Origin of the sequence: Microbacterium sp. SD291 (assembly GCF_017355365.1) — a bacterium.
Lineage (GTDB): Bacteria > Actinomycetota > Actinomycetes > Actinomycetales > Microbacteriaceae > Microbacterium.
The window spans coordinates 83,920-105,488 of sequence record NZ_JADIJR010000002.1; the positions used below are offsets into that span (position 1 = coordinate 83,920).

Genomic DNA, 21,569 nt, shown 5'->3' on the forward strand with positions numbered 1-21,569 from the left:
TCTATTGGCCGACCTTCGGCACTGGATCCGCCGGGGAACTCGCGGTCGGCTGTCACAACTCCGGAGAAATGGGCGCTGTGCGCCGGTAGAACCCCGGAATCACGAGGCGCCGTTCCGCGATGAGGGTCGGTTCTCCGGAGTCATGAACCGGAGACGGCGCGCACCGCGTCGGCGACCAGGGCGGCGAGCCGCTCGGGGGCGTCGTTCGGGAGGTGGTCTCGGCCGAACGTGAAGCGGACCGAGGTCTGCGCGATCTCCGGAGGGATGCCGCACGCCAGCAGCACATGCGAGGGCTCGTCGCTGCCGGCCGCGCACGCCGAGCCGCTCGACGAGACGATGCCGCGCCGCTCGAGCTCCAGCAGTACGGACTCTCCGCTGGTTCCCGCGAACGTGAAGCTGGCCGTGCCGGGCAGGCGCCGCTCCGCGTCACCGGTGAGCGCGGCCTGCGGCACGGATGCCAGCACCGCGTCGACGAACCGCCGGGTCGACGCGCCGACTCGCCCGGCGGTGGACTCCCGCTCCGCCTCGGCGAGATCGAGCGCGGTGGCCAGCGCGACGGCGCCGGCGACGTTCTCCGTCCCGGAGCGCCGTCCCCGCTCCTGCCCCCCGCCGTGCAGCAGCGGCTCCAGCGGCACACGACCGCGCACGCCCAGGGCCCCGATCCCCTTGGGGGCCCCGATCTTGTGGCCGGCGATGGACACGGCGTCCGCACCGAGCCGGTCCAGCGCGAGCCAGCCCGCGGACTGCACCGCATCCAGGTGCAGCGGCACTCCGGCACCTCGCGCGACGGTGCTCAGCTCCTCCGCCTCCTGCACCGTGCCGATCTCGTTGTTCGCGTGCCCGAGCGAAACCAGGGCGGTGTCGTCCCGCAGTGCGCCGGTGAGCGCCGACGGGCTGATCCGCCCCGCGGCATCCACGTCCAGACGCGTCACCGTCACGTCGTGGAAGCGCCGCAGATACTCCGCGGACTCGAGGATCGACTCATGCTCGATCGGGGAGATCACCAGATGCCGGCGTCCGCGCTCCCGCGCCGCAAGCACGATGCCCTTCACTGCCAGGTTGTTCGCCTCGGTCCCGCCGGCGGTGAAGACCACGTCGCCGGTGCGCATCCCGAGCACCCGCGCAACACGAGCCCTGGCGTCGTCCAGCGCGCTCGCCGCTGCCTCGCCGACCGTGTGATGGCTCGACGGGTTGCCGAACACCCCGGTGAGGTACGGGCGCATGGCCTCCAGCACCTCCGGCCGGACCGGCGAGGTGGCGGCATGGTCGAGGTACAGCATCAGTCGATCCGCACGTCCAGCCCGAGGTCGAGCGCCCGCGCGGAGTGCGTCAGCGCGCCGACCGAGATCACATCCACCCCGGTGGCCGCGATGCCCGCGACCGTGTCGAGGTTCACCCCGCCGGAGGCCTCTGCCTGCGCGCGGTCGCCGATCAGCTCGACGCCCGCGCGAAGCTCCTCGAGCGAGAAGTTGTCGAGCAGCACGGTGTGCGCCCCGCCGTCGAGCACCGCCGGGATCTGCTCGAGCCGGTCGACCTCCACCACCACGTGGGTCGTGTGCGGCAGCTGAGCGAAGGCCTCGCGCAGCGCGGTGGCCAGGTCGGCACCCGACCGCTGGAGCACGGCGAGGTGGTTGTCCTTCGCCATCACCGCATCGGAGAGGGAGTGGCGATGGTTGTGACCGCCGCCCGAGCGCACCGCGTGACGCTCGAAGGCCCGCAGGCCCGGCGTCGTCTTGCGCGTGTCGGCGATGCGCGCCGTCGTGCCCTCGATCGCGCGCACGTACGCCGCGGTCAGCGTGGCGATGCCGCTCATGCGCTGGGTGAAGTTCAGCGCGATGCGCTCGGCGGTGAGGATGGCGCGCGCCGAGCCCGACACCGACGCGAGGACGTCTCCTGCCGCGAACGCGTCCCCGTCGCCGAGGTGCACGTCGACCGTGACCCCGGGATCGGTGAGCGCGAACGCGGCGGTGAACACCTCGCCGCCGCTGAACACGCCGGGTTCACGCGCGACGAGATCGGCGGTGGCGGTGGCGTCGGCCGGGAGAAGCGTCGTGCTGGTGAGGTCGCCCCACGGGGCGTCCTCCTCGAGGGCCGCTCCGACGACGCGGGCGATGAGGGCGGGGGTGAGCATCAGACTCCGATCAGGGCGGGTTCGAGGTGGTGGGCGCCGACGCTCACGGTGCGCGCCAGCGCAGCGGATGCCGTAGCCTCGGCGAGCAGCAGCAGGTTCGCGTCCTCGTGCTCTGCCGCAGTCGACGGCGCGGCGGCCGTCGCGCGCCAGTCGCGGACGACCGCGAGCGCGTGCTCGAGCCCGTCGCGGGTGCGGATCAGGCCGACCTCCTCCCACATCAGTTGCTGCAGGGCGGTGCGGTCGAATGCGCTCCGGTCGCGATTCGGCACGGTTTCAGGCCGCGGAAGCCGTACAGATCGCGACCGGAGCCACGGACGGTCGAGCGCGGCCGCGGCGCGCGCGCCGAAGACCGCGCCCTCGAGCAGCGAGTTCGAGGCCAGCCGGTTGGCGCCGTGCACGCCGGTGCGGGCGACTTCGCCGACCGCGAACAGGCCGCGAACGCTGGAGCGCCCTTCGAGATCGGTGACGACGCCGCCCATCAGATAGTGCGCCGCCGGGGTCACCGGGATGGGCTCGCGCGCCCAGTCGAAGCCCCGCTTGCGGGTCACCCGGTCGATGGTCGGGAACCGGGCGGCGAGCATCCGCGCGCCCAGCATGGTGGCGTCGAGCCGCACCGGCGAGCCCTGGACGCCCGCCTGGCGCGCGATCGCCCTGGACACGACGTCGCGCGGTGCGAGTTCGCCGTCGGGGTGGCTGTCGAACGTGAAGCGCCGGCCCTCATCGTCGATCAGGGTCGCGCCTTCGCCCCGCACAGCCTCGGAGACGAGGAACGCGGGACCTTCGGCCAGGATCGTCGGGTGGAACTGCACGAACTCCAGGTCTGCGACCTCGGCGCCCGCGCGGAGGGCGGCGGCGATCCCGTCGCCGGTCGTGCCGACGGGGTTCGTGGTGTGCGCGTACAGGTGGCCGGCTCCGCCGGTCGCGAGGATCACCGCGTCCGCGACGAGGGCGCGAGCCGTGCCGTCGATCAGCAGGCGGATGCCGCGCACGGTGCCGTCCGTCACGATGAGATCGGCGAGGAATGCCTGCTCCGTCACGGTGATCCGCGTGCGCCGCACGGCGGCGACCAGAGCACGGGAGATCGCGGCGCCGGTGGCGTCGCCGCCGGCGTGCACGATGCGCGCGTGACTGTGCGCCGCCTCCCTGCCGAGGAGCAGCTCGTCATCGGCGCCCCGGTCGAAGGCGACGCCCCTGGCGATGAGCTCCGCGATGCGCGCAGCCCCTTCTTCGACGAGCACCTCCACAGCCACGGCATCCGACAGCCCCGCGCCCGCATCCATCGTGTCGGCGGCGTGCCGCTCTGCCGAGTCTCCGGGGCCGTAGACGCCCGCGACGCCGCCCTGAGCGAAGCCGGTGCACCCGTCGCCGAGCGCGCCCTTGGTGACGATCGTGACGATGTGGCCGGCTTCGTGCGCGTGCAGCGCCGCGGTGAGCCCGGCGATCCCTGAACCGACGACGACGACGTTCAAGAGTCCCTCCCGGCCCGCGAGACTTCACGAATGTCACCGTTTCCGCCGGAATTCGTGACATCTGTGAAGTCTCGCGGGCGGGTGACGACCGGGGGCTTCGCGGCGAGCATCCGCTCGAGTGAGAGGCGCGCGGGATCGGCGACGTCGGCGGGCACGGTGATCCGGTTCGGCGTGCGGCCGGCGACCAGCTCTTCGAGCACCCAGGCCAGGTAGCCGGGGTGGATGCGGTACATCGTCGAGCACGGGCACACGACCGGGTCGAGGCAGAAGATCTCGTGCTGCGGGTACTGCGCTGCCAGGCGTCGCACCAGGTTGATCTCGGTGCCGATCGCGAAGGTGGCGGGCTCGGTCGCCGCCTCGATCGCCCGGCGGATGTAGTCGGTGGACCCTGCCTCGTCGGCGGCGTCCACGACCTCCATCGGGCACTCCGGGTGGACGATCACCCGCACTCCGGGGTGCTCGGCGCGCGCCTGGTCGATCTGCGCCACCGTGAACCGGCGGTGCACCGAGCAGAACCCGTGCCACAGGATCACCTGCGAGTCGAGGAGGTCCGCAGCAGAGGAGCCGCCGAGCGGCCTGCGGGGGTTCCACATCGGCATGCGATCGAGCGGGACGCCCATCGCCTTCGCGGTGTTGCGGCCGAGGTGCTGGTCGGGGAAGAACAGCACGCGCCGACCGCGCTCGAACGCCCACTCGAGCACGGTCCGCGCGTTCGAGGAGGTGCACACGATCCCGCCGTGGCGGCCGACGAAGCCCTTGATCGCGGCCGAGGAGTTCATGTAGGTCACCGGGATCACGGGGACGCGGCCGTCTTCGTCGACCGCATCCATGTCGCCGTAGATCTCGGCGAGCTGCTCCCAGCAGTCCTCCACCTGATCGATGTCGGCCATGTCGGCCATCGAGCAGCCGGCCGCGAGGTTGGGCAGGATCACGGCCTGCTCCGGCGTCGACAGCAGATCGGCGGTCTCGGCCATGAAGTGCACGCCGCAGAACACGATCGCCTCGGCATCCGTGCGCCCCTTGGCGGCCGTCGCGAGCTGGAACGAGTCGCCGACGTAGTCGGCGTGCCGGACGACCTCCTCGCGCTGGTAGAAGTGGCCGAGGATCACGACGCGGTCGCCGAGCGTCTGCTTCGCGGCGCGGATGCGCGCATCGAGGTCCTCCTCGCTCGCCTCGCGGTACTCGGCGGGGAGCTCGCCCTGCCGCGGCGCGCCGGTGGGGATCACGTCGCCCATCGAGGAGCCGGGGCCGTAGCCGGGACGGGCGTCGAAGTCCCAGGGGCCCGCGGCGAGGTCGGTGCTGCAGGTCGCATCGGTCGATGCGCCGCTCACGATCGCCTGGATGGCGTGGTCGACCGAGGCGTCCGAACGGACGAGGGGAAGGCGGATGGGTTCCTGAGCCTGTCGAAGGATCATCGGGTACTCGTTTCCTCAGGGCCGAGCGGGCCGCGATCGGCCAGCGCGACATCGGTGTTGTAGCGGTACAGACGTGCGGGACGGTGGCTTCCGGTGCGGAAGCCGTCGGTGGGGATGAGGTTGCCCGCGGCCTCCACCTGGCGGCGGAAGTTCGCGGGATCCAGGTGCTTGCCGAGGATCGCCTCGTAGGCCTCTCTGAGGTCGGCCAGCGTGAACTCGGTCGGCAGGAATCCGTGCGCGACCCGGCTGTAGCCGACCTTGTTGCGCAGGCGCCACAGGGCGTACTCGATGATCTTGGCGTGATCGAAGGCGAGGTCGGGGAGCGAGTCGACGTCGAACCAGCGCACGTTCTCGGGGGCGTGACCGGATGCTCGATGCGCGGCGCTCTGCGCGTCGACCTCGTCCTGTCGCAGGAGCGCCCAGTACACGATCGAGACGACTCGTGCGGGGGAGCGGTCCACGGCGCCGAAGGCGTAGAGCTGCTCGAGATAGCTCGGCGCGAGTCCGGTGGTCTCGGCGAGCGTGCGTGCGGCCGCGTCGACAGGCGACTCGGCCTCGGTCAGCCATCCGCCCGGCAGCGCCCACTGGTCGGCGTAGGGCTCGCGGGTTCGCAGCACCAGGGGCAGCGCGAGGACGGCCTCGCCGTTCTCGGCGCGACGCAGCGTGAGGATCGCCGTCGAGACAGCCACGCGGATGCCCTGGCTTCGAGTCATAGTTACCTTAACCTCCCGCAACGATCTTAGTGTCATCTAGACCCTTAGGTCCACTCGATGACGTCATCCTTTCGCCGCGGGGCAGTACGGCTCTCGATCGCGCGGCGGCGGGCGGAGCGGGCTGAGACTTCGGGGGTTCCTCCCGCTAGACTGAGCCCACAACCGAACACGGGCCGAATGACCCCCGCGGGAGAGCCCCGGCGAACGCAGCCGGGCACCGAAGGAGCAAGCCTCCCCGCCAATCTCTCAGGTAACGCGTACCGCGCGGTTCCGGCCACTCTGAAAAGCGAAAACGAGCGAAGCAAGTTTTCGGGTTGAGCGAGGGCGCCCCGCGCCCGAGTCGAAACCTGGTGAGACGAGCTCCGCGAGTCTCCACTCACGTTTTCCGCCGACGGTGAAAGCCCCGCAGGGGTGAAGCTCTCAGGCCCATGACAGAGGGGGAGTTCCCAGGAACGGCGACGTCGCCGCTCCACCCGATCAAGCCCGGGAGAACTCCATGTCAGACCCCATCGCGCCGCGCGAGAGCGCGCCGCTGCCCAGCAGAGACACCCCGCTCCGCGAGCGCCATGAGGCGCTCGGAGCATCCTTCACCGACTTCGGCGGCTGGCAGATGCCGGTGCGGTACACGTCCGATCTCGCCGAGCACCATGCCGTGCGCCAGAACGCCGGCATCTTCGACATCTCGCACATGGCGGAGTTCACGGTCCGCGGCGAGGGCGCTGCCGCGTACCTCGACTACGCGCTCGCGGGCCGCCTGTCCGCACTGCCGATCGGCAAGGCCAAGTACTCGCTCCTGCTCGCCGAGACCGGCGGCATCATCGATGACGTCATCGTCTACCGTCTGGGCGACGACGACTACCTGATCATCTCCAACGCGGGCAACAGGGATGCCGTGCGCGAGGCGCTGTCCGCGCGTGCTGCCGGGCGTGAGGTCACCGTGGTCGACGTCTCCGACGACTACGCGCTGATCGCCGTGCAGGGCCCCCAGGCCGAGGCGATCGTCGCGGCGACCGCGGGCATCACCGACGTCAGTGTGCCGTGGGCCGAGCAGAAGTACTACGCCTGGGCTTCCGCGGACTACGCCGGTCGCCCCGTCCTGCTGGCGCGCACGGGCTACACCGGTGAGGACGGCTTCGAGCTCCTCGTCGCCGCGGGCGACGCCGCCTCGCTCTGGAACGCGCTGCTCGCGGCCGGCGAGACGCACGGGCTGGTGCCCGCGGGCCTCGCCGCGAGGGACACGCTCCGCCTGGAGGCGGGCATGCCGCTGTACGGCCACGAGCTGAACCTCGACACCAAACCGGTGCAGGCGGGCCTCGGTCGCGTCGTCGTCACGGCGAAGGACGACTTCGTCGGCAAGGACGGCGTGGACGCCGCCGCCGGCGCGCCGGTGCTCGTGGGCCTCACGGCCGAGGGCAAGCGCGCAGGCCGCGCCGGATACCCCGTCGTGGATGAGGACGGCACGGTGCTCGGCGAGATCACCAGCGGCGCGCTCAGCCCGACGCTCGGCCACCCGATCGCGATGGCCTACATCGATCCCACTTTCGCGGCGGAAGGTTCCGCAGTATTCCTTGATGTGCGGGGGACGAAGATCCCCGCGACCGTGACCGCCCTGCCTTTCTACCGGAGGACAAAATGACCGACCTCAACTCACTCAAGTACACCGAAGAGCACGAGTGGATCGCCGTCGACGGCGACTCCGTGACCGTGGGCATCACCGACTACGCGGCCGAGAAGCTCGGCGACGTCGTTTTCGTGGAGCTCCCCGCCGTCGGAACCGCGGTCACCGCGGGTGCCGTCGTCGGCGAGGTCGAGTCGACGAAGTCGGTCGGCGAGATCTACGCCCCCGTCACCGGAACGGTGGTCGAAGTCAATGACGCCGTCGTCGACGACCCGTCGCTCGTCAACGCCGAGCCGTTCGAGGGCGGATGGCTGATCAAGGTCTCCGTCGCCGAGGGCGCTCTCGACGACCTGATCGACCGCGACGCGTACGTCGCACTCACGGAGGGCTGATCCGCACGTGGTCTCTTTCGCCGATCGTCACATCGGACCCACCGCATCCGCCCAGCGCACGATGCTGGACGCGCTGGGGTTCGCCGCCGACCTCGAGGACGACACTCCCGTCGAGGCGCTGATGCGCCAGGCGGTGCCCTCCTCGATCTTCACCGCGCCCACCGCGGAGAGCATCATCCCCGCAGCCGCGAGCGAGACGCAGGCGCTCGCGGAGCTGCGGGCGATCGCCTCGCGCAACGCGGTCAACCGGCCGATGATCGGCCTCGGGTACTACGGCACGATCACCCCGCAGGTGATCCAGCGGAACGTGCTCGAGAACCCGTCCTGGTACACGGCGTACACGCCGTATCAGCCGGAGATCTCCCAGGGGCGCCTGGAGGCGCTCATCAACTTCCAGACGATGGTGTCCGAGCTCGCCGGTCTCACCACCGCGAACGCGTCGATGCTCGACGAGTCGACCGCCGTCGTCGAGGGGATGCTGCTCGCGCGTCGCGCGTCGAAGTCCGCCTCGAACGTGTTCGCCGTCGATGCCGACGCGCTCCCGCAGACCAAGGCGCTGCTGGCGACCAGGGCGGATGCCGTCGGCATCGAGCTCGTGCAGGTCGACTTCGAGGCGGGGGAGGAGCTTCCCGCTGAGCTGTTCGGCGTCTTCGTGCAGTACCCGGGTGCGTCCGGCCGGGTCTGGGACCCGTCCGCGGTCATCGACGCTGCTCACCTCGCCGGCGGTCTCGCGATCGCCGCGGCCGATCTGCTCGCGCTGACCCTGATCGCCTCGCCGGGCTCCCTCGGCGCGGATGTCGCGGTCGGCACCACGCAGCGCTTCGGCGTGCCGATGGGCTTCGGCGGTCCGCACGCCGGCTACATGGCGGTGCGCTCCGGCCTCGAGCGGCAGCTCCCCGGCCGTCTGGTCGGCGTCTCGGTGGATGCCGACGGCAAGCCCGCATACCGTCTCTCCCTGCAGACGCGCGAGCAGCACATCCGCCGGGAGAAGGCCACCTCGAACATCTGCACGGCTCAGGTGCTCCTGGCGGTGATGGCATCGATGTACGCGGTCTACCACGGGCCGGACGGCCTGCGGGCGATCGCCGCCGAGACCGCGGCCAAGGCCGCGCTGCTGCGCGACTGGCTGGTCGAGGCCGGCGTCGAGGTGCCGCACGACGCGTTCTTCGACACACTGCGGGTGCGGGTGCCGGGGCGCGCCGCCGAGTTCGCCGAGCAGGCGCATCACGGCTACGGCATCCTCCTTCATGTTGCGGATGCCGACACCATCGGCATCTCCGTCGACGAGACCACCTCGGTCGAAGAGCTGCATCAGGTCGCGATGACGTTCGGCGGCAAGAAGGAGCGCGCGTTCGGCATCATGGGCCGGCACGACGCTCTCCCCGATGCACTGCTCCGCCAGGACGAGTACCTCACGCATCCCGTCTTCCACGCGCACCGCAGCGAGACGGCGATGATGAGGTACCTGAAGAGCCTCGCCGACCGCGACTACGCACTCGACCGCGGCATGATCCCGCTCGGCTCGTGCACGATGAAGCTCAACGCGGCCACCGAGATGGCGGCGATCACGTGGCCGGAGTTCGCCGGCATCCACCCGTTCGCGCCGGCATCCGACGTGGAGGGCTACCTCGATCTCGTCGACCAGCTCGAAGGCTGGCTGGCCGAGGTCACCGGCTACGACGCCGTCTCGCTGCAGCCGAACGCCGGCTCGCAGGGCGAGCTCGCGGGACTCCTGGCGATCCGCGGCTACCACCTGGCGAACGGCGACGAGCAGCGCACGGTGTGCCTGATCCCGTCCTCCGCGCACGGCACGAACGCGGCATCCGCCGTGCTCGCCGGAATGAAGGTCGTCGTCGTCGCGTGCGACGAACTCGGCAACGTCGACCTCGGCGACCTGCGCGCGAAGATCGCGACGCACGCCGATGCGCTGTCCGCGCTCATGATCACCTACCCGTCGACGCACGGCGTGTACGAGCACGATGTGGTCGAGATCACTGCCGCCGTTCACGACGCCGGCGGTCAGGTGTACGTCGACGGCGCGAACCTGAACGCGCTGCTCGGCTACGCGCGCTTCGGAGACCTCGGCGGCGACGTCTCGCACCTGAACCTGCACAAGACGTTCGCGATCCCGCACGGCGGCGGCGGACCCGGCATCGGCCCGGTCGCCGCGAAGGCGCACCTCGCGCCGTTCCTGCCCGGGCATCCCCTCGCGCAGCGGGCCGAGCATTTCGGAGGATTCACCTTCGGCGGCGGCGCCGTGTCCGGCGCTCCCTACGGCTCTGCCGGCGTGCTGCCGATCTCGTGGGCGTACGTGCGGATGATGGGCGCCGACGGACTGCGTCGCGCCACGGCCGCAGCGGTGCTGTCCGCCAACTACATCGCGGCGCGCCTCGGCGAGCACTACCCCGTGCTGTACACCGGAGAGAACGGCCGGGTGGCGCACGAGTGCATCCTCGACCTGCGCCCGCTCAAGGAGGCCACGGGCATCACCGTCGACGACGTCGCCAAGCGACTGATCGACTACGGCTTCCACGCCCCGACCATGTCGTTCCCGGTCGCAGGCACGCTCATGGTCGAGCCCACAGAGTCGGAGGACCTGGGCGAGATCGAGCGCTTCATCGAGGCCATGATCGAGATCAAGGCCGAGGCGGATGCCGTGGCCGCAGGTCGCTGGCCGGCGGAGGACAACCCGCTGGTGGGCGCCCCGCACACGGCGGTCTCGCTGATCGCGGGGGAGTGGACGCACGCCTACACCCGCGAGGAGGCCGCGTACCCGGTGCCGGCGCTCGTCGCCGGCAAGTACTGGCCGCCGGTGCGCCGCATCGACCAGGCGTACGGCGACCGCAACCTGGTGTGCGCCTGCCCGCCGGTGGAGGCCTTCGCCTGAGCCCGCTCCGTTGAGCAGACGGCGCTTCCCCGCCCATACGGGCGGGGAAGCGCCGTCGTGCGTTCGGGCATGTTTCCAGCAGGTTTCAGTTGGTCACCACTCAGTAACGGTTCATTAACGGGAATGCGAGAATCGGCACTTGGGGGGTTAGTCTCAACTATCCCTGCACACTCGACGATGAGGGTGCGGACTTGACACTCCACAGGAGGATACAAAGTGAAGCGGAACAAGATCGCCCTCGCGGGCACCGCGCTGTTCGTGATCGGCGCACTGGCACTCGCCGGCTGCTCGTCAGGCGGAAGCCCCGAGCCAGGGGAGGAGACGACTGCCGGTGACCCCACGGCAGTGATCTCGGTCAACAACACCGAGCCGCAGAACCCGCTGATCCCGACCAACACGAACGAGGTGGGTGGCGGTCTCGTCATCCAGAGCATGTTCGCGGGCCTGGTCTACTACGACGCCGAGGGTGCTGTCCACAACGATGTCGCCGAGTCGATCGAGACCGACGACGCCCAGACCTACACGATCAAGATCAAGCCCGACCAGACGTTCACCAACGGCGACCCGGTCGACGCCGAGTCGTTCGTGAACGCATGGAACTACGGCGCCGCGCTCGACAACGCGCAGCTCTCGAGCTACTTCTTCGAGTCCATCGAGGGCTTCTCCTACGACGAGAACGTCCCCGAGCTCTCCGGCCTGAAGGTCGTGGACGACCTGACCTTCACGGTCAAGCTCAAGCAGCCCGAGTCCGACTTCCCGCTGCGCCTCGGCTACACCGCGTTCTTCCCGCTGCCCGCAGCGGCGTGGGACGACCTGGAGGCCTTCGGCGAGAACCCGATCGGCAACGGCCCGTACATGTTCGCCGAGGAAGGTGCCTGGAAGCACAACGAGAGCATCGACCTCGTCAAGAACGACGAGTACACCGGACCTCGCGAGCCCGCGAACGGCGGCGTCGACATGAAGCTCTACGCCGACGTCGAGGCGGCCTACGCCGACCTTCTCGGCGGCGAGCTGGACATCATCCAGGAGATCCCGGACAGCGCGCTCGAGACCTTCGAGAGCGACTTCGAGGGACGCACCGTCAACCAGCCCGCTGCGGCCAACGCCACCATCACCATCCCGGAGCGCCTCGAGCACTTCAGCGGTGACGAGGGCCAGCTCCGCCGCGCGGCGATCTCGCACGCGATCAACCGCGAGGAGATCACCGACATCGTCTTCAACGGCACCCGCACGCCGGCCAAGGACTTCACCTCGCCGGTGATCGACGGCTACTCCGAGGAGATCCCGGGTTCCGAGGTTCTCGAGTTCGACGCCGAGAAGGCGAAGGAGCTGTGGGCCGAGGCCGACGCCATCGCCCCGTGGACCGGCTCGTTCGAGATCCAGTACAACGCCGACGGCCCGAACCAGGGCTGGGTCGACGCTGTCGCGAACCAGATCAAGAACAACCTCGGCATCGAGGCGGCCGGCAAGCCGATCCCGACCTTCGCCGAGCACCGCACGCTGGTCACCGAGCGCCAGTCGACCACGGCCTTCCGAACCGGCTGGCAGTTCGACTACCCGTCGATGTTCAACGGCCTCGGCCCGATCTTCGGCACCGGCGCAGGCTCGAACGACGGCGACTACTCGAACCCCGACTTCGACAAGCTCCTCGACGAGGGCGCAGCGGCATCGGACGTCGAGGAAGGCATCAAGAAGTTCCAGGAGGCCCAGGAGATCCTGTTCACGGACCTGCCCGCGATCCCGCTCTGGTACACCAACGCCATGGGCGCCTGGGGTGAAGAGGTCGAGAACGTGCAGTTCGGCTGGGACACCTGGCCGATCCTCCACGAGGTCACGAAGGCCGGCGAGTAAGGCCTGACGACACTCACCTGTGAGGCGGTGACGATTCATTCGTCGCCGCCTCACAGGCTGTGCTCTTCACGTTCTTCTGCCTCCTCACAACAGGAAAAATCATGCTCGGCTACATCCTGAGACGATTCCTGCAGGTGATTCCGGTGTTCTTCGGAGCCACCCTGCTCATCTATTTCCTCGTGTTCGCCATGCCAGGCGACCCGATCCTCGGCCTGTTCGGCGACCGCACCCCGAATCCGGCGGTCGTCCAGCAGCTGCGCGAGCAGTACCACCTGAACGAGCCGTTCCTCGTGCAGTACTGGTACTACATCACCGGTGTGTTCCAGGGAGATCTCGGTAACACGTTCTCCGGCCGTCCCGTCTCGGCGGTGCTCGCGGAGACCCTCCCGGTGACCGGCCGGCTCGCGGTCATGTCGATCGCGATCGAGTTCGTGCTCGCGATCCTCATCGGCACGATCTCGGCGCTGCGCAAGGGGAAGATCTTCGATCACACGGCGCTCGTCGTGGCGCTCATCGCGATCGCGATCCCGATCTTCGTCGTGGCGTTCCTCGCGCAGTACTTCCTCGCGATCCAGTGGGGGCTGTTCAAGCCCACGGTCGGCTCGGACAACGACTGGGGCGGCCTCTGGCTGCCGGCGATCGTGCTCGGGTTCAGCCTGTATGCGGTGAGCATGCGCCTGATGCGGAGCTCCGTCATCGACACGCTCAACCAGGACTGGGTGCGCACGGCCTACAGCAAGGGGCTCTCGCGCGGACGCGTGATCCCGGTGCACGTGCTGCGCAACTCGCTGATCCCGGTGATCACCAACTCGGCGACCAACTTCGGCGTTCTGCTGGTCGGAGCGACCGTCACCGAGGGCATCTTCAACGTCCCCGGCGTCGGCAACACCCTGTACCAGGCCGCGATCCGCAACGAGGGGCCCACCGTGGTCTCCTTCGTCACGGTGTTCGTGATCCTGTACGTCCTGGTGAACCTCGTCATCGACCTGCTCTACGGTCTGCTCGACCCAAGGATCCGCTATGCCTGACCCCACCACGCAGAATCACTTCGTCGCGCCCGTCGAGACGGAGACCATCGCCGTCGACGCGGTGCGGATCGCCGAGAAGCCGAGCAACCTGTGGCGTGACGCGTGGGCCGATCTCCGCGGTCGACCGCTGTTCTGGTTCTCGGTCGTGCTCGCCCTCTTCTTCCTGGTGATGGCGCTGTGGCCGACGCTGTTCACGTCGGTCCCACCGAACAGCGACTGCCAGCTCGGCAACAGCAACGGCGGACCCGTGGACGGGCACCCGCTCGGATTCACGTTCCAGGGCTGCGACATCTACGCCCGGCTGGTGTGGGGTGCGCAGACGTCGCTGTCGGTCGGCCTGCTGGCGACCGCGATCTCCTCGGTCGTCGGACTCATCATGGGGGCACTCGCCGGGTTCTACGGAGGATGGCTCGACTCGCTGCTCTCGCGGGTCGGCGACATCTTCTTCGCGATCCCGTACATCCTCGCGGCTGTCGTCGTCATGACGGTCTTCTCGCAGTACCGCTCGGTGCCGGTGCTCGCACTCGCGATCGGCGGTTTCGCCTGGGCGTCGACTGCCCGCGTCGTACGCGCCGAGGTGCTGCGAGTCCGGCAGTCGGACTTCGTGGTCGCCTCGACGGCGCTCGGGCGCTCCAAGTTCGGCACGCTCGTCGGACACGTGATCCCGAATGCGCTCGCGCCGCTGCTCGTCATCACGACGCTCAGCCTCGCCGCCTCGATCGTGGCGGAGGCGACCCTGTCGTTCCTCGGCGTCGGGCTGGGAAGCTCCACCATGTCGTGGGGCAACGACATCAGCGCCGCGCAGTCGTCGCTGCGCGTCGCTCCGATGGCGCTCATCTATCCGTCGATCGCGCTCACTCTCGCGGTGCTCGCGTTCGTGACCCTGGGGGAGCTCATCAGAGACGCCCTCGACCCGAAGGCGAGGGCACGTCGATGAACGATCGCGGAACCGCACAGATCCCGCTGCTCAGCGTCCGCGACCTCACCGTCGCATTCCGCACGCAGGAGGGTGTCAAAGAGGTGCTCCACGGAGCGAGCTTCGACATCTTCCCCGGCGAGACCGTGGCCATCGTCGGCGAGTCCGGATCCGGGAAGTCCACGACGGCCTCGGCCATCGTGAACCTCCTCCCCGGCACCGGAGAGATCACCGGAGGCTCGATCACCCTCGACGGGCGCGAGCTGACCACGCTGAGTCGCACGGCGATCGAGAATGTCCGAGGCCGCGAGATCGGCTTCGTGCCGCAGGACCCGATGTCGAACCTGAATCCTGTGTGGAGCATCGGCTTCCAGGTGAAGGAGGCGATCCGTGCGAACGGCATCGCCCAGGGGCGCGCCGCAGTGAAGGCACGTGCCATCGAGGTGCTGCAGCAGGCAGGACTGGCGGACGCCGAGAGACGTCTGCACCAGTTCCCGCACCAGTTCTCCGGTGGCATGCGCCAGCGGGCGCTGATCGGCATCGGTCTGGCGGCCGACCCGAAGCTGCTCATCGCCGATGAGCCGACCTCGGCGCTCGACGTCACAGTGCAGCGCGTGATCCTCGACCACATGGCGTCCCTCACCCGGGACAAGGGCACCTCGGTGCTGCTGATCACGCACGATCTCGGCCTCGCGGCTGAGCGTGCCGAGAAGATCATCGTGATGAACAACGGCCACATCGTGGAGGCCGGTCCCAGCCGGGAGATCCTCGAGAACCCGCAGCATCCCTACACGAAGCGACTGGTGGCCGCGGCTCCCAGCATCGCGTCGCAGCGCATCCAGGCCGTTGTGGAAGACAGGGGCATCGAGACGCTCGAGGACCTTGCCGACATCGCGCCGACGGTGCGGGTGGCAGGGCTCACGAAGGACTACCGGATCCGTCAGGGCGGGTTCCGCAGCGAGGCCTTCCGGGCGGTCGACGACGTGACGTTCGAGATCCCGAGGGGCAAGACGCTCGCTCTCGTCGGCGAGTCGGGATCGGGCAAGTCGACGGTGGCGAAGATGCTCCTCAAGCTCGAGACGCCGACCAGCGGAACGATCGAGATCGACGGCAAGGACGTCTCGCGGCTTTCGAACGCGCAGGCGTTCGGGCTCCGCCGGCGGATGCAGCCGGTGTTCCAGGACCCGTACGGCTCCCTGGATCCGCTGCGCAACATCGGCAACACCATCGCCGAGCCGCTGCAGATCCACAGCGTCGGAGACCGTGCCTCGCAGCGCGCGCGGGTCGAGGAGCTCCTCGACCAGGTCGCCCTGCCGCAGGCACTCGCCTCGCGCTACCCGAACGAGCTCTCGGGCGGGCAGCGTCAGCGTGTCGCGATCGCGCGGGCGCTCGCGCTCAAGCCCGACATCGTCGTGCTCGACGAGGCGGTCTCGGCACTCGACGTGCTGGTGCAGGACCAGATCCTCAAGCTTCTCGCCGACCTTCAGGCGGAGCTCGATCTGACGTACCTGTTCATCACGCACGACCTCGCGGTCGTGCGCGTGTCGAGCGACCTCGTCTGCGTCATGGAGCAGGGGAAGGTCGTCGAGCAGGGAACGGTCGACGAGATCTTCGCCAACCCCCAGCAGGAGTACACGGATCGCCTCCTGCAGGCGATCCCGGGCGCCGCCATCACGCTCGGCGGTCGCTGACGGTGACGACCACCCCCGGTCCTGAGCGTGCACGGACCTACCGTGCACCCTCAGGACCTGTGCTGCTGGTCCTGAGCGTGCTGCTCGCGCTCTTCCTCCTTGGAGACGCCGTCGTGCGTGCCGGCTGGGGGGAGATGCTGCTGCTCGCGCCCTGGATCCTGCTCGGGCTGTGGATCGTGTACGAGATCGGCTACGCCTCCTCGGTGCGGCTGGATCGCGAAGGTGCCGTCGTGCAGAACATGCTCCGCAGCACCACCTTCGGCTGGAGCCGCGTGCGCGACATCGACATGCGATGGCAGCTGGAGTTCTCGCTCGACGACGACAGCAAGGTCGTGGCGTACGGAGGGCCGGCGCGCTCCCGCCCGCCGCGTGCACGGGCGGCCGGTGACGAGCCTGCCAGGGTGCCGGCCGGCGTTCGGCTGCTCACGGAGATCCGCGACCGCTGGGAGGCGGCCGCCGGTGTGCCGGCCTCCGCGCCGATCCGGCGCTCCTGGGACACCAAGGCGCTGATCGCCCTCGGCATCATCGCCGTGTGGGCCGCGGCATCCGTCGTCATCGCCGGCACCTGACGTCCGGACGGAGCCGATTCACAGACCGGCCTGGAAGTATCGTCCGCATGCAGTGTCCAGCAGATGGTTCCACCCTGGTGATGAGCGAGCGCAGCGGGATCGAGATCGACTACTGTCCGCAGTGCCGAGGCGTGTGGCTCGATCGCGGTGAGCTCGACAAGATCATCGATCGCTCGGTCGCGGCCCCGCAGCCGGGGCACCAGCCGGCGTCGCCGAGCTACGGCGAGCAGCCCCGTTACGATGCGCCGCCGCAGTACGGCGAGCAGCCCCGTTACGACGATCGCGGACAGCGCCCGCACAAGCGCAAGCGCGAGAGCTGGCTGAGCGACCTGTTCGACTGACCTGTCCGGCTGAGCTCAGCCAGGCAGCCCGAACAGATCGGGCCATGCGGCGGCCACCCACGGGTAGCCGACGAACGCGGTGGCGTCGATCAGGAAGTGCGCCACGAGGAACGGCATCAGGCGACCGGAGCGCTGGAACAGCCATCCGAACAGGAGCCCCATCGCGAAGTTGCCGATGAATGCGCCCGGTCCCTGATAGAGGTGATAGCTCGCGCGCAGCGCGGAGGTCGTCAGGATGATCGCCCACGGTCCCCAGCCCAGCTGACGCAGCCGCGCGAACAGGTACCCGAGGATCACGAACTCCTCCTGGATCGAGGCGCGCGCAGCGGCGAGCAGCAGCACCGGCACAGTCCACCAGTGCGCGCCGAGGCCTGCGGGGTCGACGGCCACGAACAGGCCGAGGGCGCGACCGCCGAGATACAGCCCAAGGCCGGGGACGCCGATGGCGAGCACGAGAAGGATGCCGCGCCCGGCATCCGACCCGAGGTTCCGGCCGTCCAGCCCGAGTCGTCCCAGATGCGGGCGCGACGATTGCCAGAGCAGGAAGCACGCCAGCAGTACCGGCACCAGCGAGAACCCGATCGAGAGGACCTGATAGATCAGGTCGAAGACCTCGCGGTCGCTGCGCGACGGGTTGAGCGTCGCGGTCTGCTGGGCCAGGGGAGTCGGATCGGTGAGGCGATACGCCAGCTGCACGGCGGCGTAGACGGCGGACTGGCCGAGCCCGAGCGCCAGCACGATGGCGATCTCCCACCACAGCCGGGATCGGGAGGGGGCGGCGGGGGCGAGGAGATCGGGTCCCTGAGCCTGTCGAAGGGTCACGATCCCGATCGTACGTCCTGCGCTCAGGAACCGTCTGCGTGCGTACGGTATCCTGGAACGTCGGCTTCCCGGCGCACCCCCATACCTCTTTAGGACTCCTGCATGGCGCACGCCCTCCGTTCAGACCTCCGCAACGTCGCAATCGTCGCCCACGTCGACCACGGCAAGACCACCCTCGTCGACGCGATGCTCCGCCAGACCGGGTCCTTCGGCTCCCACGAGCACATGGAAGAACGCGCCATGGACTCGAACGACCTCGAGCGCGAGAAGGGCATCACGATCCTCGCGAAGAACACGGCGATCACCTACAAGGGTGTCCACGCCAAGGGCAGCGAGGTGACGATCAACGTGATCGACACCCCCGGCCACGCCGACTTCGGCGGAGAGGTCGAGCGCGGCCTGTCCATGGTCGACGGCGTCGTGCTGCTCGTCGACGCGTCCGAGGGTCCGCTGCCGCAGACCCGCTTCGTGCTGCGCAAGGCGCTCGAGGCGAAGCTCCCCGTGATCCTGCTGGTCAACAAGACCGACCGCCCCGACGCTCGCATCGGCGAGGTCGAGGAGGAGGCGCACGACCTGCTGCTCGGCCTGGCCTCCGACCTGGTCGACGACGTGCCCGACCTCGACGTCGACGCGCTGCTCGACGTGCCCGTCGTGTACGCCTCCGGTCGCGCCGGCGCCGCGTCGCGCAACCGCCCCGCCGACGGCTCGCTGCCCGACAACGACGACCTCGAGCCGCTGTTCGAGGCGATCCTCGAGCACGTCCCGGCCCCGTCGTACGACGACGAGGCCCCGCTGCAGGCGTGGGTCACGAACCTCGACTCCAGCCCGTTCCTCGGTCGCCTCGCACTTCTGCGCGTCTTCAACGGCACGCTCAAGAAGGGCCAGACGGTGGCCTGGGTCCGTGCAGACGGCAGCACCAGCAACGCGCGCATCACCGAGCTGCTGAAGACCCGCGCGCTCGAGCGCTACCCGGCCGAGGAGGCCGGCCCCGGTGACATCGTCGCCATCGCCGGCTTCGACAACATCACCATCGGCGAGACCATCGCCGACCCGGAGGATGTCCGTCCCCTCCCCGCGATCACGGTCGACGACCCCGCCATCTCGATGACGATCGGCACCAACACCTCCCCGCTCATGGGCAAGGTCAAGGGCCACAAGCTCACCGCGCGCATGGTCAAGGACCGTCTCGACCGCGAGCTCATCGGCAACGTCTCGCTCAAGGTCGTCGACATCGGCCGTCCCGACGCGTGGGAGGTCCAGGGCCGCGGCGAGCTGGCGCTCGCCATCCTCGTCGAGAACATGCGCCGCGAGGGCTTCGAGCTCACGGTCGGCAAGCCGCAGGTGGTCACCAAGAAGATCGACGGCAAGACCTACGAGCCGTTCGAGCACCTCACGATCGACACGCCGGAGGAGCACCTCGGCGCGATCACGCAGCTGCTGGCGAACCGCAAGGGCCGCATGGAGAACATGACCAACCACGGCACCGGCTGGGTGCGCATGGAGTTCATCGTCCCGTCGCGCGGCCTGATCGGCTTCCGCAGCGAGTTCCTCACCACGACGCGCGGCACCGGCATCGCCAACGCGATCTCGCACGGCTACGAGCCGTGGGCCGGTTCCATCACGACCCGTCAGAACGGCTCGATCGTCGCCGACCGCATGGGCGTCGTCACGCCGTTCGCCATGATCGCCCTGCAGGAGCGCATGTCGTTCTTCGTGCAGCCCACGCAGGAGGTCTACGAGGGCATGGTCATCGGCGAGAACTCGCGCGCGGATGACATGGACGTGAACATCACGAAGGAGAAGAAGCTCACCAACATGCGTGCGGCGAGCTCCGACACCTTCGAGTCGATGACGCCGCCGCGTGTGCTGACGCTTGAGGAGAGCCTCGAGTTCGCCCGTGACGACGAATGCGTCGAGGTCACGCCCGAGGTGGTCCGCATCCGCAAGGTCAACCTCGACGCGAACACCCGCGCCCGCGAGACCGCTCGTCTGAAGCGTCAGGACGCCAACGCCTGAGAATCGTCTCCGAAAGAGGGCCCTGCACCGCCGAAAGGCGCGTGCAGGGCCCTCTTCTCATGAGATGCCCAGGTGAGGGGCAGGTTTCGTCCAGGTGGGCATACCAGACTCGGACACTTGCGCCTGGGACGAACTCCCGATGAGTCTCCTGCGATGGCGCACGACGACCCGAAAGTCGAATCCCATGCTCCAGAACACCCGTGCGCTCCGGCGCGCCTCCGCGGCCGCGGAAGCCCGATCCGCCGTCACCGCCCGCCGCCCGATGCTGATCCTCGGCACAGTTCTCGGCGCCGTTCTCGGCGTCACGCTCACCGTCGGAGTCATCTCGGCTCCTGCGGCAGGCGCCGAGGACATCACGGACCCGGTGGAGGCCGTCGCCCAGATGGTCTCCGGTGCCGAGTCTCCGGCCAGGATCGCCGATGAGGCCGCTGTCCCGCTGATGGAGGCGGCGGATGCCGTCACCGCAGCCGAGTCTCTGAACGCCGACGTCGCAGCATCCGGCCTGGACGTGCAGGCCGATGAGCTCGCCGTCGACACGAGCGGCATCGAGCAGAACATCCGCCGGCTCGCGGATCGCGCGGCGCTGTCGACGATGCTGGTCACGGTCCTCACCGTCGACACGGTCGAGAAGACGGCGCAGGTGATCGAGGGCACCGCGGTGCTCCAGCAGGCGCTGACGGCCGCCCAGGAGAAGAAGGCGGCGGATGACGCGGCACGAGCGGCGGCGGAGCAGGCCGCGGCCGCTGCGGCCGCACTCGCTGCGGCGAACACCGTGGACGGCGCCAAGGCCACGGCTCAGCAGATGGCGTCCGGCGAGTACGGGTGGGGCGGCGATCAGTTCTCCTGCCTGGAGTCGCTGTGGACCAAGGAGTCGGGCTGGAACTACCAGGCGTACAACCCGTCCGGCGCCACCGGCATCCCGCAGGCCCTTCCCGGCAGCAAGATGGCCTCGGCCGGCAGCGACTGGGAGTCGAACGCGGCCACCCAGATCGCCTGGGGCCTCGGCTACATCGCCGACGTGTACGGCACGCCGTGCAGCGCGTGGTCGCACTCGCAGGCGGTGAACTGGTACTGACGGGTGCTCAGCGCAGCTCTGAGATGAGCACCGCGCTCGTCCCGGCGGCGTCGGCCTGGAAGACGTGCGGCACGTCGCCCGCGTAGGTCAGGTAGTCGCCGGGATTCAGCAGCACCGGATCTCCGGCAGGGCCAACGAGTGCGCGGCCGGAGATCAGCACCACATGCTCGATCGTCCCCGGGTGGTGCGGATCCGAGCGGCGCGCGTCGCCAGGCTCGGCCTTGATCACGTAGATGTCCCGGCGCGCGCCGGGAGGGCTGGCGGAGAGCAGTGTCGCGCTGTAAGCAGCGGCGGCTGCGGGGACCCCGGAGAGGTCGTCGGCCCGGATGAGGGTCGGCGCGTTGGCCTGCTGGTCCACGAGCACCGCGAACGGGACGCCGAGGGCGACTCCGAGGGCCCACAGCGTCTCCACGCTGGGATTGCCCGCTCCCGACTCCAACTGGGACACGGTCGCCTTGGAGATGCCTGCGCGACGGGCGAGCTCGGACACGGACAGTGAGGCCCCTTCGCGCTCTCGGCGCAGCGTGCGGGCGATACGGGTGCGGAGATCCTCCATTCGTTCATCATGTCAAACGTTCGTTCACTTGACTATCCGCGCGGTGATGTTCAGAATGATGATCATGTGTTCACTGAAT

18 protein-coding genes and 1 riboswitch are annotated in these 21,569 nt (G+C 69.2%); of the genes, 11 read left to right on the forward strand and 7 right to left on the reverse strand.

The genetic code is table 11. From position 1 onward, the window contains the following. Positions 1-140: 140 nt before the first annotated feature. From IPV10_RS01870 to IPV10_RS01890, 5 genes are read right to left on the reverse strand one after another with little or no spacing between them, the layout of a single operon-like run. Positions 141-1,280: a cysteine desulfurase family protein gene (locus IPV10_RS01870; RefSeq protein ID WP_207479822.1), complete on the reverse strand. Its 1,140-nt coding sequence runs from the start codon at positions 1,278-1,280 to the stop codon at positions 141-143. Continuing rightward, positions 1,280-2,131 (reverse strand): carboxylating nicotinate-nucleotide diphosphorylase, encoded by an 852-nt coding sequence (gene nadC, locus IPV10_RS01875; protein WP_207479824.1) that lies wholly within the window; start codon positions 2,129-2,131, stop codon positions 1,280-1,282. The genes IPV10_RS01870 and nadC overlap by 1 nt, the downstream gene beginning before the upstream one ends. Then, on the reverse strand, positions 2,131-3,600 hold the full coding sequence (gene nadB / locus IPV10_RS01880; protein ID WP_207479826.1) for an L-aspartate oxidase: 1,470 nt from the start codon (positions 3,598-3,600) through the stop codon (positions 2,131-2,133). Before nadB ends, nadC begins: the two co-directional genes overlap by 1 nt. Next, entirely contained in the window at positions 3,597-5,015 is a 1,419-nt protein-coding gene (gene nadA / locus IPV10_RS01885) for a quinolinate synthase NadA (protein ID WP_242684522.1), read from the reverse strand. Before nadA ends, nadB begins: the two co-directional genes overlap by 4 nt. Further along, positions 5,012-5,728, reverse strand: a complete 717-nt coding sequence (locus tag IPV10_RS01890; protein WP_207479828.1) for an NUDIX domain-containing protein — start codon at positions 5,726-5,728, stop codon at positions 5,012-5,014. Before IPV10_RS01890 ends, nadA begins: the two co-directional genes overlap by 4 nt. A 177-nt stretch (positions 5,729-5,905) precedes the next feature. Next, positions 5,906-6,001, forward strand: a riboswitch (glycine riboswitch). A 223-nt stretch (positions 6,002-6,224) separates the two neighbouring features. On the opposite strand from IPV10_RS01890, the gene gcvT reads away from it, so the two are divergent. The 9 genes from gcvT to IPV10_RS01935 all read left to right on the forward strand — a co-directional run bounded on the left by gcvT (position 6,225) and on the right by IPV10_RS01935 (position 17,021). Then, positions 6,225-7,364, forward strand: coding sequence for a glycine cleavage system aminomethyltransferase GcvT (gene gcvT / locus IPV10_RS01895; RefSeq protein ID WP_207479830.1), 1,140 nt, complete (start codon positions 6,225-6,227; stop codon positions 7,362-7,364). Then, positions 7,361-7,738 (forward strand): glycine cleavage system protein GcvH, encoded by a 378-nt coding sequence (gene gcvH, locus IPV10_RS01900; protein ID WP_207479832.1) that lies wholly within the window; start codon positions 7,361-7,363, stop codon positions 7,736-7,738. The genes gcvT and gcvH overlap by 4 nt, the downstream gene beginning before the upstream one ends. Before the next feature lie 61 nt (positions 7,739-7,799). After that, positions 7,800-10,625 (forward strand): aminomethyl-transferring glycine dehydrogenase, encoded by a 2,826-nt coding sequence (gene gcvP, locus IPV10_RS01905; RefSeq protein ID WP_242684554.1) that lies wholly within the window; start codon positions 7,800-7,802, stop codon positions 10,623-10,625. Between the two features lie 216 nt (positions 10,626-10,841). Further along, positions 10,842-12,476 carry an ABC transporter substrate-binding protein gene (locus IPV10_RS01910; RefSeq protein ID WP_207479836.1) on the forward strand — a complete coding sequence of 545 codons (1,635 nt, stop codon included), beginning with the start codon at positions 10,842-10,844 and terminating at the stop codon, positions 12,474-12,476. Between the two features lie 101 nt (positions 12,477-12,577). After that, positions 12,578-13,504 (forward strand): ABC transporter permease, encoded by a 927-nt coding sequence (locus tag IPV10_RS01915; RefSeq protein ID WP_207479838.1) that lies wholly within the window; start codon positions 12,578-12,580, stop codon positions 13,502-13,504. Then, complete coding sequence (locus IPV10_RS01920; protein WP_207479840.1) at positions 13,497-14,441, forward strand: ABC transporter permease; 945 nt, start codon at positions 13,497-13,499, stop codon at positions 14,439-14,441. Before IPV10_RS01915 ends, IPV10_RS01920 begins: the two co-directional genes overlap by 8 nt. Then, positions 14,438-16,111 (forward strand): ABC transporter ATP-binding protein, encoded by a 1,674-nt coding sequence (locus IPV10_RS01925; RefSeq protein WP_207479842.1) that lies wholly within the window; start codon positions 14,438-14,440, stop codon positions 16,109-16,111. The genes IPV10_RS01920 and IPV10_RS01925 overlap by 4 nt, the downstream gene beginning before the upstream one ends. A gap of 59 nt (positions 16,112-16,170) precedes the next feature. Further along, positions 16,171-16,680 carry a PH domain-containing protein gene (locus IPV10_RS01930; protein WP_307861029.1) on the forward strand — a complete coding sequence of 170 codons (510 nt, stop codon included), beginning with the start codon at positions 16,171-16,173 and terminating at the stop codon, positions 16,678-16,680. Between the two features lie 47 nt (positions 16,681-16,727). Beyond that, positions 16,728-17,021 (forward strand): zf-TFIIB domain-containing protein, encoded by a 294-nt coding sequence (locus tag IPV10_RS01935; RefSeq protein WP_207479846.1) that lies wholly within the window; start codon positions 16,728-16,730, stop codon positions 17,019-17,021. Between the two features lie 15 nt (positions 17,022-17,036). On the opposite strand, the gene IPV10_RS01940 is transcribed toward IPV10_RS01935, so the two are convergent. Beyond that, positions 17,037-17,843, reverse strand: a complete 807-nt coding sequence (locus tag IPV10_RS01940) for a CPBP family intramembrane glutamic endopeptidase (RefSeq protein ID WP_207479848.1) — start codon at positions 17,841-17,843, stop codon at positions 17,037-17,039. 102 nt (positions 17,844-17,945) lie between these two features. On the opposite strand from IPV10_RS01940, the gene typA reads away from it, so the two are divergent. Both typA and IPV10_RS01950 read left to right on the forward strand, forming a co-directional pair. Continuing rightward, positions 17,946-19,859 carry a translational GTPase TypA gene (gene typA, locus IPV10_RS01945; RefSeq protein ID WP_207479850.1) on the forward strand — a complete coding sequence of 638 codons (1,914 nt, stop codon included), beginning with the start codon at positions 17,946-17,948 and terminating at the stop codon, positions 19,857-19,859. A gap of 184 nt (positions 19,860-20,043) precedes the next feature. After that, positions 20,044-20,934: a phospholipase gene (locus tag IPV10_RS01950; protein ID WP_207479852.1), complete on the forward strand. Its 891-nt coding sequence runs from the start codon at positions 20,044-20,046 to the stop codon at positions 20,932-20,934. 7 nt (positions 20,935-20,941) lie between these two features. On the opposite strand, the gene IPV10_RS01955 is transcribed toward IPV10_RS01950, so the two are convergent. After that, positions 20,942-21,490 carry a helix-turn-helix domain-containing protein gene (locus IPV10_RS01955; protein WP_207479854.1) on the reverse strand — a complete coding sequence of 183 codons (549 nt, stop codon included), beginning with the start codon at positions 21,488-21,490 and terminating at the stop codon, positions 20,942-20,944. Between the last annotated feature and the right edge of the window lie 79 nt (positions 21,491-21,569).